Source organism: Butyricicoccus porcorum, assembly GCF_051246315.1.
Classification (GTDB): Bacteria; Bacillota; Clostridia; order Oscillospirales; family Butyricicoccaceae; genus Butyricicoccus_A; species Butyricicoccus_A porcorum.
In genome coordinates, this window is sequence record NZ_CP178353.1 from 2,304,477 (window position 1) to 2,316,756 (window position 12,280).

Sequence of the window (12,280 nt, forward strand, 5' to 3'; positions counted from 1 at the left end):
TCCATTGGAAAGTAGAGGTGGACGCCCTTTTTAGTCTGCCCGGAAAGGAGGAATCGTGCAATGAGTGTCAGCAAGTACAACAGCGAGGGCTATTACGACCCAACAGCCTACGGCGCTATGCAGACCATCGAACAGGAGCAGCGCTCCCTTCGTGCTTTCAGGCCCATCGTTTACATCTGCTCTCCCTATGCAGGAGACATCGAAGAGAATGTGGCCGCTGCCAGACGATATTGCCGCCATGCTGTGGATACCGGATATATCCCCATCGCACCACATTTGCTGTTCCCGCAGTTCTTGAACGATGCCGACCCGAACGAGCGCCAGCTTGGATTGTTCTTCGGTAACGCCCTGATGAGCAAGTGCTCTGAGGTCTGGGTGTTCGGCAAGCGTATCTCTGCCGGGATGCAAGCTGAAATCAACCGAGCCAAGTGGAAGAACTACCGCTTGCGCTACTTCACCGAAGAATGTCAGGAGGTCTAAGACTATGTATGGAATCAAGGAAAATCGCCGTCGCCTGAAGGACGGCACTGAAATCACTACCTACTCCCGTGATGTGGTGAGCTGCAACATCCTCGAAGTGGAAGCTGGTACCACCGGCTATATGGGTGGCGACACCGGCCACGGCGGACGCACCTACTTCAGTATCAAGGACGCAGCCTGCACAGATATGGATGTCCGTGTCCTGAGAGACCGCTTTGGTGATTGCACCGGTTTTGAAGTCTCCCTCGGCGGCGACTGTGAGCTGGAGACCACCATCCGTGCCCTCAAGTTCATCACCAAGGTACTGGAGGAAGAATCCAAGGAGGTATTCGACTGATGTTTACTCTCTACAGCGCGGAGGTCACCGGTAATCCCGGTAACTGCTCCTATCCGCATAAACGTGTCATCTTGGACGAGGCCAGTTTGAAGGCAGCTATCTGCCACGACTACGTCTGCGCCGAATACAAGAACAGCTACCGCAACGGCGACAATTTCATTGGCAGCGATTGCCTTCCCGTAGACTGCGACAATGACCACTCCGAGAAGCCGGAGGATTGGGTCACTCCCGATGATGTCATGCAGGCATTTCCCGGCGTGACCTTCGCCATCCATTACAGCCGCTTCCACAATCGCGAGAAGAACGGCAAACCTGCAAGACCGAAGTTCCATGTCCTGTTCCCAATCGAGCAGGTCACCGATGCTACGCTCTACAGCGATATGAAGAAGCTGGTCAATTCCATCTTTCCTTATTTCGATACCAAGGCGCTGGATGCTGCTCGTTTCTTCTTTGGAACTGCTGCAGCCGAGGTCGCTCTGTATCCGGGTCGCATGAATCTGACGGAATATCTCGATGAGGACATCTTTGATGCGGATATGGCTCAGGGTCAATACGGCAGCTCCGTCATCCCGGAAGGAAGCCGTAACGCTACCATGTCCCGCTTCGCCGGTAAGGTCATCAAGAAATACGGTGACAGCGATCAGGCGTACCAGGCATTTTTAGAAGAAGCGGCAAAATGTCAGCCGCCACTGGATCATAGCGAGCTTGCCACCATCTGGCACAGCGCCCAGCGTTTTTATGCAAGGCTCTCCAAGCAGGAGGGCTATGTGGCACCGGAGGTCTATAACGATCCGTCCAGCTATAAACCCGGCGACTACTCCGATGTCGGACAGGCCGAGGTGCTGGCGAAGTATTTCTCCAAGGAGCTGCGCTACTCTCCGGCCACCCACTTTATCCGCTACTCTGATCACTACTGGCAGGAAAGCGAACCGGGCGCACAGGCTGTTGCCCATGAGCTGACCCGCCGCCAGATGAAGGAAGCAAGCAATGACTTGATGGCGGCGCTGGAGAAGATGAAAAACTGTGGTGCGCAGACTATCCTTGACGGCACCTCCAAGTCCAAGGCTGAGCAGCTGATGAACGACGACCAGCTTGCCGCCTATCAGGATTTTCTGGCGGCAAAGGCATATCAGGCATTTGCGATTAAGCGCCGCGACTCCAAGTACATCACTTCCACGCTGAAGGAATCCCACCCAATGCTGGAGATTTCGCCGCGTGATCTGGATGCTGACTGCTTTGCCCTGTGTACGCCGGAGGCAACCTATGATCTGCGCAAGGGTATGGCCGGTGCCAGAGAGCATTCGCCAGAGGACTTCATCACCAAAATCACCAGTGTTTCTCCGGGCCAGAAGGGTCAGAAGATTTGGCTGGACAGCTTAAATCTCATTTTCCAGAACAATCAGGAGCTGATCGACTATGTTCAGATGATCTGCGGACTGGCTGCTATCGGCAAGGTATATGTGGAGGCTCTGATAATCGCTTACGGCGATGGCCGCAACGGTAAGTCCACCTTCTGGAATGCGATCTCCCGTGTGCTGGGGCTCTACTCCGGCAACATCTCCGCAGATACGCTGACGGTTGGGTGCCGCCGAAACATTAAACCGGAAATGGCTGAGGTCAAGGGCAAGCGTCTGCTCATTGCAGCGGAGATGCAGGAAGGCGCTCGTCTGAACGATTCCACCGTCAAGCAGCTCTGCTCCACCGACGATGTTTTTGCGGAAAAGAAGTACAAAGACCCGTTCTCCTTCAAGCCTTGCCACACGCTGGTGCTGTATACCAACCATCTGCCTCGCGTCAGCGCATCCGATGATGGGATCTGGCGTCGTCTGATCGTGATCCCGTTCAATGCCAAAATCACCGGAAAGAGCGACATCAAAAATTACAGTGAGTTCCTGTATGACAATGCCGGTGAAAGCATTCTGGCGTGGGTCATTGAGGGTGCCAAAAAGGTCATTGAGCTGGACTACCATATCCCGGTGCCGGAGTGCGTGCAGAAGGCCATTGATGAATACCGCAGCCAGAACGATTGGTTCGGTCACTTCATGGAGGACAAGTGCGAGACCGACAGCAGCTACAGAGAAAGCTCCTCTGCGCTGTATCAGGCATATCGCAATTACTGCACCGACACCAATGAGTATATCCGCAGCACGGCAGATTTCTATTTCGCGCTGGAGAATGCCGGGTTCGAGCGTGTCAAGGTGAAGAACAAGCGGTTCTTTAAGGGCCTGCGCCTGAAGGCTGACGATGGAGATTTCGAGGATTTCCTGAGCTGATACAGCTGAGGGTTAACCTCGATTAAGGTCATATACAAAAAGTCTCTTAGGACTAAAAAATAAAGCCTAAGAAAAGTTTTAGATATGACGTGTCACGAGGTTAACCCTCCGGCTATTACGACCTGATGCAGGAGGCAATTATGCGAGAAAAGATCATAGAAAAACACCTTGCTGATGCAGTCAGGCAGTCCGGCGGTCTGGCACCGAAATTCACGAGCCCGGGCTTTGATGGCATGCCGGATCGGATCGTACTTCTGCCGGGTGGACATATGGGATTCGTGGAGGTCAAGGCTCCCGGGAAGGTGCCACGCCCTCTGCAGGAAGCCAGACACCGACTGCTGCGGCAGCTTGGCTTCGCCGTGTATGTCCTGGACGACATCAGCCAGATTGGAGGCATCCTTGATGAAATACGAGCCACATGATTATCAGCGATATGCAATCGAGTATATCAAGACCCATCCGGTAGCGGCGGTGCTGCTGGATATGGGTCTCGGCAAAACAAGCATCACTCTCACCGCCATGATGGACCTGCTGTTTGACAGCTTTGAGGCCCGCCGCGTTCTGGTCATCGCGCCGCTGCGTGTGGCCCGCGATACCTGGCCTGCGGAAATTGAGAAATGGCAGCATCTGCAGCTGCTGACCTATTCCGTTGTAGTCGGAACCGAGGCAGAGCGAAAGGCTGCCCTCTCCCGGAGCGCCGACCTCTACATCATCAACCGCGAAAATGTACAGTGGCTGGTGGAACAGAGCGGCTTCCGGTTTGACTTCGATACCGTGGTGATCGACGAGCTCTCGTCCTTTAAGAACCACCAGTCCAAGCGCTTCAAGTCTCTGATGAAGGTACGGCCCGGCATCCGTCGGATCATCGGCCTGACCGGTACACCGTCCTCCAACGGACTGATGGACCTGTGGGCCGAGTTCAAGCTACTATAGCAATCCAAATAAATAGTGCACTCTCTTGACAAAGGTATTATGATTAAATCAAGAGGTGATTATTATGTTGCACAACGAAGCCAGAAAATTGTTGATTGAAGCATGGAATAGAACGCATAATGCAAAAGAAGTAGCAGAATGTTTTGGTGTAAATACAAGCACAGTCTACCGTTTGGTAAAGCGGATGAGAGAGACCGGTTCTGTTGAAACGAGGACTTCCCTGCGTGGACGCAAACCTTCTCTGAGCCGGAAAGATATTCAGAATATTGACTGTTTGATCCAGCAACAGCCGGATATTACAATTAATGAGATTATTGATACACTCCAACTCCATGTAAGTGATGAAACGGTACGTAAAACAATTTTGAAGCTTGGATATGTCTATAAAAAGAAGTCTCTGCATGCTTCGGAACAGGAGCGTCCCCATGTACAGCAAAAACGGAAAAATTGGGAGCAGCTTATACCGGAGAACGCCGCAAACAGCCTGGTATTTCTTGATGAAAGCGGAGTCAACACAAATATGACAAGGCATTATGCCCGTGCCCGGAAAGAAAGACGAGCAATTGACAGCACTCCTGTCAATACGCCGGCCAATACTACTATTTTGTCTTCTGTCCGCATTACCGGAGAGACTGCATATACAATCTATCAAGGTGGAACGACAGCAGAACGTTTTGCGGAATATCTGAGCTCTACTCTTCTGCCAACGCTGTCTGAAACAGATATCATTGTAATGGATAATATGCGTTCTCATCATGCAAAGATTGTAAAAGAGCTATTGGATAGGGCCGGCGTCCGGTATCTGTATCTGCCGCCATACAGTCCCGATCTGAATCCAATTGAGAAGATGTGGTCAAAACTCAAGGCCAATCTCAGAAAGCAGAAGATACGTATTGCAGCACAACTTCCTGAGGCAATTAAGCGGGCATTTTCTACTATTCGCCAATCCGATTGCTTTGGTTGGTTTCGTTCATGTGGCTATGTGCAGTAATTCGTTGGATTGCTATAGACATGGGCAAGCGCCTGGGACGCTTCATCGGTGTGTATCGGAACACCTACTTTATGCCGGACAAGCGAAACGGCCAGATCATCTACTCCTACCGTCTTCTGCCCGGTGCCGATGAGCAGATATACAGGCAGATCTCGGACATTACGATTTCCATGAAGGCCGGTGATCACCTGAAGATGCCGGAACTGGTGATGAACAATTACACCGTGGAGCTCTCTGATTCCGAGCGGGAGCGATATGTGGAGCTGAAGCAAACGCTGGTGCTACAGCTACCGGAGACCGATATTTCTGTCGCCAATGCCGCGGCTCTGTCCGGGAAGCTCCTGCAGATGGCAAACGGCGCCATTTACGATGAGGACAAAAATCAAATCCACATTCACGACCGAAAGCTGGATGCCCTTGAGGATTTGATTGAAGGAGCTAATGGCAAACCGGTTCTGGTGGCGTACTGGTTCAAGCATGACCTTGAGCGGATAAAGCAGCGGTTCACCGTCCGGGAAATCAAGACCGTTGCAGATATCCGCGACTGGAACGCGGGCAAGATCCCGGTGGCCGTGATTCATCCTGCGTCTGCTGGCCACGGCCTCAATCTGCAGGCAGGCGGCTCCACTCTCATCTGGTTCGGGCTGACCTGGTCGCTGGAGCTTTACCAGCAGACCAACGCTCGCCTCTGGAGACAGGGCCAGAAGGACACGGTGGTCATTCACCACATCATCGCGGACGGCACCATCGACAACCGGGTGTTGAAGGCGCTGCAGAGCAAGGAAAAGATACAGTCCGGACTGATTGATGCAGTCAAGGCAGAATTGGAGGTGCAGAGATGACGGCAAAGGACTATTTGAGCCAGGCCTACCGGCTGGACCAGCGGATCGACAGCAAGATTGAACAGGTCGCCTCATTGAACGACCTTGCTACCAAGTGTACAGCGACCATTTCCGGGATGCCCCATAATCCCAGCCGCTCCACTTCACCGATGGCGGATACCATTGATAAGATTGTTGACCTGCAGGCTGAAATCAACCGGGACATCGACCGGCTGGTGGACCTGAAGCGGGAAATCATGACGGTCGTCAAGGCTGTGGATAATCCCGAATATCAGACTCTTCTGGAGAAGCGCTACCTCTGCTTCCTGCACTGGGCGCAGATTGCGGTAGACATGAACTACGGCATCGACAACATCTTCAAGCTCCACAAAAAGGCGCTGGCCTGTGTGGTTGTACCGGAAGGTGTACAGTAACGTCCATAGTAATACAGCCGCTTCTTATGATATTATTACAATAGCGAAAAGCGAAAATGATACATGGGCCGGGCCTCATGGGAGCAATCCCGTGGGGCTTTTCTCATGCCCGGATGGAGGTGAACAGATGCCAAGAAAACCAAAGCGCCCCTGCTCCTACCCAGGCTGTCCCAAGTTGACAGACGGCAGATTTTGTGAGGAACACGCCAAGCTGGAAGCCAAACGGTATGAAAGATATGGTCGCGACCCGGAAACCAAGCGCCGGTATGGTCGAGCCTGGAAGCGCATCCGCGACAGCTATGCCGCCGCCCATCCGCTGTGCGAACTGTGTCTGAAGGAAGGCCGCTATGTCAAGACGGAGGAGATTCACCACATCAAACCGCTGTCCGAAGGCGGTACACACGCACGGGAGAATCTGATTGCCCTCTGCAAGCCGTGCCATGCCAGAATCCATGCGGAGCGCGGTGACAGATGGCACAATCACTGACCCCAGGGGCGGGTCAAATCTCTACGGCCTTCCCACCGGGGAACGGGCGTGGGGTCTCGCGCACAAAATCGCGGTTTCAAACGGGGTATATAAGGCCCCAGACAAGGAGGTGTTTGAAATGGCTAAGGACGGTACTAATCGTGGCGGCGCTCGCATCGGTGCCGGAGCCAAAAAGAAGCCCTTAGCTGACAAGATTGCTGAGGGAAATCCGGGCAAGAGAACGTTGACTGTCATCGACTTTGAAAACAAAGCAGCCGATTTAGAAGGTCAGCCGATGCCCAAACCATCCAAAATGCTATCCGCTACTCAGAAGGACGGAAAGACACTGGTCGCTGCCGATGTCTACCAAGCGACATGGGAGTGGCTGGCGGAGCGCAAATGCGCCTCGCTGGTATCACCGCAGCTGCTGGAACGCTACTCCATGAGCGTTGCCCGATGGATTCAGTGCGAAGAAGCTATCACCGAGTTCGGTTTCCTCGCCAAGCATCCGACCACCGGAAATGCGATACAGTCGCCCTATGTGGCTATGAGCCAGAACTTCATGAGCCAAACCAACAGGCTCTGGATGGAAATCTATCAAATCGTAAAAGAAAATTGTGCCTCGGAATACAGCGGCGCTACTCCAATGGACGATGCAATGGAGCGACTGCTACGGGCACGGAAAGGAAATTGATATGAATATTACTTTCAAGACCGCAGAATCTGTCTGCGAAGGGCATCCTGACAAGCTGTGCGATAAAATCGCTGATGCTATCCTCGATGCCTATCTGTATAAGGACAAGGGCGCTCATGTTGCTGTGGAGGTCATGGCCGTGGGACACCGCATCATCGTCGCCGGTGAGATTAGCTCCACTGCGAAGGTGAACATCCAGTCCGTTGTCTGGCGTGTGCTGGACAAGGTCGGCATGACCTCCTTCTGGCGCTTCGTTCAGGTCTATGTGCGAAAGCAGAGTCCTGACATCGCTGGCGGAGTGAACTACTCCTTGGAGAGCCGCAACGGTGATGATAGCTGGTACTCCTCTCTGGGTGCCGGTGACCAAGGCACGGTCTATGGCTATGCCATCGACGAAGGCGGCTATCTATACATGCCTCTGCCTGTCGTTTATGCCCATGCCATCTGCAAGAAGCTGGATGAATGCCGCAAGTCCGGTCTCGTCCACGGCATCCTCCCGGATGGAAAAGCACAGGTCACCATCGAATACCACGACGGAAAGCCTGCTCGTGTAAAGACCATCGTGGTCTCCATCCAGCACAAGGAAAGTGTAGAACTCGAACAGCTGCGCAGCGAGATTGTATCAAACATCCTCTGGCCCGTATTCGAGAAGTTCCCATTCGATAAGGAGACCGAAATCCTCGTCAATCCTTCCGGTCGCTTCGTGAAGGGTGGCCCGGATGCTGACACCGGCCTGACTGGCAGAAAGCTCATGGTCGATACCTACGGCGGTCTCGCACATCACGGTGGTGGCGCTCTTTCCGGTAAAGACCCGACTAAGGTCGACCGCTCTGGTGCCTACATGGCCAGATATATCGCAAGGAACATCGTCTCCAGCCGCTTGGCGAAGGAATGCGAGGTCAGCATCTCTTATGCAATCGGCAAGGCTGACCCTGTTTCTTTTACCATCGACACCTTTGGAACCGGCAAGTATCCGGATGAAGCTATCCGCAAGGCCTGTCTGGACATCTTCAATATGCGTCCTGCCGCCATCATCGAAAAGCTGTGCCTGCGCAATCCCGGCTATGAGGACACCGCCACCTACGGACATTTCAATGGCCTGCGCACTTGGGAGAGCAGCCTGCGCATCCGTGAGGACATCTCTTTTGAGGAGGCTGTGAAGAAATATGCAGATTGAGAAAAAGAACATCGCCGAGCTTCTGCCTGCGGACTACAATCCCCGTAAGGACTTGAAGCCCGGTGACCCGGAATATGAAAAGCTGAAACGCTCTATCGAGCAGTTCGGATATGTGGAACCTGTCATCTGGAATGCCACGACCGGTCGCGTCGTTGGTGGCCACCAGCGTCTGAAGGTACTGACCGATATGGGCATGACCGAGGTCGATTGCGTAGTCGTCACTCTGGACGAGGAGCATGAAAAGGCCCTGAACATCGCCCTCAACAAAATCAGCGGTGAATGGGACAACGACAAGCTGGCTCTGCTCATCGCAGACCTGCAGGGTGCGGACTTCGATGTCTCCCTGACCGGCTTCGAGCCTGCTGAGCTGGATGACCTGTTCAAGGAATCCACCAAGGATAAGGTCAAGGATGATGATTTCGATGTGGATGCCGAGCTGCAGAAGCCGACCTTCTCCAAGGCCGGTGACCTGTGGTGCCTCGGTTCTCACCGCCTTTTCTGTGGCGACAGCACCAAGGCCGAAAGCTATGTACTCCTGATGGCTGGCAAGAAGGCAAATCTGGTCGTGACCGACCCGCCTTATAACGTGAACTATCAGGGCAGCGCCGGAAAGATTAAGAACGATAACATGGCGAACGATGCTTTTTACCAGTTCCTTCTGGATGCCTTCACTGCAATGGAAGCTGCTATGGCAGATGACGCCAGCATCTACGTCTTCCATGCAGACACCGAGGGTCTCAATTTCCGTAAGGCCTTCTCTGATGCCGGTTTCTATCTCTCCGGCACCTGCATCTGGAAAAAGCAGTCGCTGGTGCTGGGCCGCAGCCCGTATCAGTGGCAGCACGAGCCTTGCCTGTTTGGCTGGAAGAAATCCGGCAAGCACCAGTGGTACGCTGGCCGCAAGGAAACGACCATCTGGGAATTTGATAAGCCCAAGAAGAATGGCGACCATCCGACGATGAAGCCTATCCCTCTCATCGCTTATCCCATCATGAATTCCAGCATGAGCAACTGCATCGTCCTCGACCCGTTCGGCGGTTCCGGCAGCACTCTTATCGCCTGTGAACAGACGGGCCGCATCTGCCACACTATCGAACTGGATGAAAAATTCTGTGATGTCATCGTGAAGCGCTACCTTGAGCAGGTCGGCTCTGACGATGGCATTTCTGTTATCCGCGATGGCCTGACCTACTCTTACGCAGAGATTATGGCCCAGATGGAAAGCGACTCCTGATTGTCCAAACTACACACTCCTGCGGGCACATATTTGGTAGGTTTATTCCGAGAATCAACTTGCTATTATGTGCCTTTAGAGTGATATATGTAGTACCCCAAGGGGAACACATTTAGGAGGACTACACTATGGAAATCAGATTTAATGTAACCGGAAACCGCCGCAAAGAAATGGTCGGCATCATCTCGGAGGTCATCGGCATGAAGGCCGTTTACAAGTTCATGCCTACCTGCGCATTCGTCATCGACAATCTGACCATCGACAAGGAAGGCACACTCCACGCAGACGAGCGTACCGACGTCGATACCATCCGCAAGGTGCTGGAAGCAGTCGAGACTGCAGGCTTCAAGGCTGAGAGCATCCCGGAGGAACTGTTGAACGAGGAACCCGCTGAGGAGGCAACACCGGAGGAAGAACTGGACGGCTTGGTAGTTTCCATGCCGCTGGATGGTTTCACTGAGAGCGCCCTCGACAATCTCCGCAAGCTGGTGGACAGCAAGCAGAGCCTCATTAAGAAGGCCCTCGGTACGGACGAGCTTCCGATTGAAGTGACCGATGACCGCGTTTCTTTCCCTTGGTTCCACGGAACACTTGATCCGGATAGTACGCAGGCCTACATCCACTTCATCACCAGCCTTTGCGCGATGGCCAAGGAAGCCAAGCGCGTGACCGCCACCGAGAAGCCTACCGACAATGAGAAGTACGCCTTCCGCTGCTTCCTCCTTCGCCTCGGCTTTATTGGCAACGAATACAAGACCTACCGCAAAATCCTGCTGAAGAACCTGACCGGCAGCGCCGCCTTCAAGTCCGGTGCGAAGAAAGTGACCAAGGAGGTGGCTGACGATGCGATTTCCGAATAAGGCGATTATCGAATATCTGCGCCAGACCTACCCGGCTGGAACACGAGTGGAGCTTCTCCAGATGGAGGATGTTCAGGCTCCTCCGGTCGGTACCAAAGGAACCGTCTACGGCGTGGATGATACCGGCAGCCTCATGGTGAGCTGGGATAACGGCTCCGGCCTGAACGTCATCTACGGTGTCGACCGGGTGAAAAAGCTGTAAGGTACACAATTCTCAAGCACTATATTTGGCGGTTATATGACACGCATTACACTTGATATAGTGTCCGTTTAGAGCGAATATGTGTACACCGAAAGGAACACTACACTTTTTCAGGAGGACAACACCATGATGAACATTTTTGAAAAGACCTACGCACAGGTTCAGGAAGCCAACCGAGTTTACGAAACAGCTACCACTGAGGCGGACAAGGAACGCGCAAGAGCCATCTACCATGAAGCTACCGACGCAATCGAAGCCCTCGGCGGCATCGCCTGCCGCATCTGGAGAGAATACGAGATCTCCAGAGACAGCGGCAACACCTACCTTGACATCAACGATGTGGTTTGGGACAAGGATGTGGAAGGCCTGATTTCCTGCATGAGGGACACCGGCATCGACCACTTCACCTTCTCCTCCGGCTGGAGCAGCGCAGTAGAGACTGCTTGGCTCTTCCAGAAGAACGGATGCCGCTTGGAAGGCCTCATCGAAATCAACAGCCACCACAAGGACATCTTCACCGGTGAACAGGAAAAGGCCCACGCCTACCTTTTCAGCATCCAGTAAACTTGCAGACCCGCCCACAAAACCAACTGAGCCGCTTGGCTCTTTTGGTCGTATATGCACAGTATTCCGGGCAGATATTTGTCAGATATATTCCTCCAGATTGACTTGCTATTATGTGCTTTTAGAGCGAATATATGTACACCGAAAGGGAAAACACAACAAACGGAGGAACCTACCATGATGAACATTTACCAGCTGAGAAACGCATTCGACCTCAAGGTGTACAACACCGCGATTACCTGAGCCGACTTCGAGGCCCACTTCACCAAGACCCGCGAGAGCATCCGCTTCACCTTCAACGGCTGGGACGGTAAGAGCTACGACGGCGAGAGCCGCAAGGCAACGGTCTACCGCACTGACATCGAGGGCTACGAAAACGCCCGCTTCGTGAAGGTCGGCAAGCACCTGCACTACATCGACGAGGACAGCAGCATCCTTGAAAAGGCAACCGGCGAGTACCACAAGGAAGCCGAATGGCTGGTGGACGTCCTCAAGGCTGAGGCATAAGGAGGGACGAGACCATGTGGCACGAAGGAACGATTGGCATCCCGATGAAGGACGGCGGCTACAAGATTGCCCACTACTGGGTAAAGTCCTATGAGGAAGGCAGCATGTACGGCATCAACGAAGGCTGCATCTCCAAGCTGACCATCAAGATTGACGGCAAGATTACCGCCAACTACGACAGAGGCTGGGACATCGAGCCTGCAGACGACCTGCCGACGCAGATGGCCTACTGCATCCTGCTCGAAAACTACAACTAAGAAGACCCGGAATCAGATATTCCCGAATGCAGAGCCGCAAGGCCCTGTAT

Annotated in this window: 14 protein-coding genes and 2 pseudogenes; all 16 read left to right on the top strand. The window is 53.3% G+C overall.

The features are described 5' to 3' along the window. Positions 1–60: 60 nt before the first annotated feature. The 16 genes and pseudogenes from ACLM7Z_RS11370 (at position 61) to ACLM7Z_RS11445 (ending at position 12,230) form a co-directional block, all read left to right on the top strand. The gene (locus tag ACLM7Z_RS11370) at positions 61–480 is read left to right on the top strand and encodes a DUF7768 domain-containing protein (RefSeq protein WP_435645079.1); all 420 of its coding nucleotides are present in this window, start codon (positions 61–63) and stop codon (positions 478–480) included. A gap of 4 nt (positions 481–484) precedes the next feature. Then, complete coding sequence (locus tag ACLM7Z_RS11375) at positions 485–817, top strand: hypothetical protein (RefSeq protein ID WP_435645080.1); 333 nt, start codon at positions 485–487, stop codon at positions 815–817. Next, entirely contained in the window at positions 817–3,090 is a 2,274-nt protein-coding gene (locus ACLM7Z_RS11380; RefSeq protein ID WP_435645081.1) for a phage/plasmid primase, P4 family, read from the top strand. Before ACLM7Z_RS11375 ends, ACLM7Z_RS11380 begins: the two co-directional genes overlap by 1 nt. 140 nt (positions 3,091–3,230) lie before the next feature. Further along, a complete protein-coding gene (locus ACLM7Z_RS11385) occupies positions 3,231–3,512 on the top strand; it encodes a VRR-NUC domain-containing protein (protein WP_435645082.1) in 282 nt (93 codons plus the stop codon). Then, positions 3,493–4,020: pseudogene (locus ACLM7Z_RS11390) on the top strand (SNF2-related protein); the annotation flags it as partial. The gene ACLM7Z_RS11385 and the pseudogene ACLM7Z_RS11390, both read left to right, overlap by 20 nt. A 67-nt stretch (positions 4,021–4,087) precedes the next feature. After that, a complete protein-coding gene (locus tag ACLM7Z_RS11395; RefSeq protein ID WP_435645083.1) occupies positions 4,088–5,014 on the top strand; it encodes an IS630 family transposase in 927 nt (308 codons plus the stop codon). Positions 5,015–5,028: 14 nt separating this feature from the next. Continuing rightward, positions 5,029–5,856 (top strand): annotated as a pseudogene (locus ACLM7Z_RS11400) (ATP-dependent helicase); the annotation flags it as partial. After that, entirely contained in the window at positions 5,853–6,269 is a 417-nt protein-coding gene (locus tag ACLM7Z_RS11405) for a hypothetical protein (protein ID WP_435645084.1), read from the top strand. The pseudogene ACLM7Z_RS11400 and the gene ACLM7Z_RS11405, both read left to right, overlap by 4 nt. A 127-nt stretch (positions 6,270–6,396) precedes the next feature. Beyond that, positions 6,397–6,756, top strand: coding sequence for an HNH endonuclease (locus ACLM7Z_RS11410; protein WP_435645085.1), 360 nt, complete (start codon positions 6,397–6,399; stop codon positions 6,754–6,756). A gap of 118 nt (positions 6,757–6,874) precedes the next feature. After that, entirely contained in the window at positions 6,875–7,429 is a 555-nt protein-coding gene (locus ACLM7Z_RS11415) for a P27 family phage terminase small subunit (protein ID WP_435645086.1), read from the top strand. Between the two features lies 1 nt (position 7,430). Next, entirely contained in the window at positions 7,431–8,606 is a 1,176-nt protein-coding gene (metK, locus tag ACLM7Z_RS11420) for a methionine adenosyltransferase (RefSeq protein WP_435645087.1), read from the top strand. Beyond that, the gene (locus ACLM7Z_RS11425; protein ID WP_435645088.1) at positions 8,596–9,840 is read left to right on the top strand and encodes a site-specific DNA-methyltransferase; all 1,245 of its coding nucleotides are present in this window, start codon (positions 8,596–8,598) and stop codon (positions 9,838–9,840) included. The genes metK and ACLM7Z_RS11425 overlap by 11 nt, the downstream gene beginning before the upstream one ends. A gap of 128 nt (positions 9,841–9,968) precedes the next feature. Then, positions 9,969–10,700 carry a virulence protein gene (locus ACLM7Z_RS11430; protein ID WP_435645089.1) on the top strand — a complete coding sequence of 244 codons (732 nt, stop codon included), beginning with the start codon at positions 9,969–9,971 and terminating at the stop codon, positions 10,698–10,700. Beyond that, positions 10,684–10,902, top strand: a complete 219-nt coding sequence (locus ACLM7Z_RS11435; RefSeq protein ID WP_435645090.1) for a DUF4314 domain-containing protein — start codon at positions 10,684–10,686, stop codon at positions 10,900–10,902. The genes ACLM7Z_RS11430 and ACLM7Z_RS11435 overlap by 17 nt, the downstream gene beginning before the upstream one ends. Before the next feature lie 126 nt (positions 10,903–11,028). Then, on the top strand, positions 11,029–11,466 hold the full coding sequence (locus tag ACLM7Z_RS11440; RefSeq protein ID WP_435645091.1) for a DUF7698 family protein: 438 nt from the start codon (positions 11,029–11,031) through the stop codon (positions 11,464–11,466). A 521-nt stretch (positions 11,467–11,987) separates the two neighbouring features. Continuing rightward, positions 11,988–12,230, top strand: a complete 243-nt coding sequence (locus tag ACLM7Z_RS11445; RefSeq protein WP_435645092.1) for a DUF7678 domain-containing protein — start codon at positions 11,988–11,990, stop codon at positions 12,228–12,230. Positions 12,231–12,280 lie beyond the last annotated feature (50 nt).

Excerpts from the sequence above, each read along its gene's own strand:
- ACLM7Z_RS11370 (WP_435645079.1), top strand. The coding sequence starts at position 61 with ATGAGTGTCAGCAAGTACAACAGCGAGGGCTATTACGACCCAACAGCC.
- ACLM7Z_RS11375 (WP_435645080.1), top strand. The coding sequence starts at position 485 with ATGTATGGAATCAAGGAAAATCGCCGTCGCCTGAAGGACGGCACTGAA.
- ACLM7Z_RS11380 (WP_435645081.1), top strand. The coding sequence starts at position 817 with ATGTTTACTCTCTACAGCGCGGAGGTCACCGGTAATCCCGGTAACTGC.
- ACLM7Z_RS11385 (WP_435645082.1), top strand. The coding sequence starts at position 3,231 with ATGCGAGAAAAGATCATAGAAAAACACCTTGCTGATGCAGTCAGGCAG.
- ACLM7Z_RS11395 (WP_435645083.1), top strand. The coding sequence starts at position 4,088 with ATGTTGCACAACGAAGCCAGAAAATTGTTGATTGAAGCATGGAATAGA.
- ACLM7Z_RS11405 (WP_435645084.1), top strand. The coding sequence starts at position 5,853 with ATGACGGCAAAGGACTATTTGAGCCAGGCCTACCGGCTGGACCAGCGG.
- ACLM7Z_RS11410 (WP_435645085.1), top strand. The coding sequence starts at position 6,397 with ATGCCAAGAAAACCAAAGCGCCCCTGCTCCTACCCAGGCTGTCCCAAG.
- ACLM7Z_RS11415 (WP_435645086.1), top strand. The coding sequence starts at position 6,875 with ATGGCTAAGGACGGTACTAATCGTGGCGGCGCTCGCATCGGTGCCGGA.
- metK (WP_435645087.1), top strand. The coding sequence starts at position 7,431 with ATGAATATTACTTTCAAGACCGCAGAATCTGTCTGCGAAGGGCATCCT.
- ACLM7Z_RS11425 (WP_435645088.1), top strand. The coding sequence starts at position 8,596 with ATGCAGATTGAGAAAAAGAACATCGCCGAGCTTCTGCCTGCGGACTAC.
- ACLM7Z_RS11430 (WP_435645089.1), top strand. The coding sequence starts at position 9,969 with ATGGAAATCAGATTTAATGTAACCGGAAACCGCCGCAAAGAAATGGTC.
- ACLM7Z_RS11435 (WP_435645090.1), top strand. The coding sequence starts at position 10,684 with ATGCGATTTCCGAATAAGGCGATTATCGAATATCTGCGCCAGACCTAC.
- ACLM7Z_RS11440 (WP_435645091.1), top strand. The coding sequence starts at position 11,029 with ATGATGAACATTTTTGAAAAGACCTACGCACAGGTTCAGGAAGCCAAC.
- ACLM7Z_RS11445 (WP_435645092.1), top strand. The coding sequence starts at position 11,988 with ATGTGGCACGAAGGAACGATTGGCATCCCGATGAAGGACGGCGGCTAC.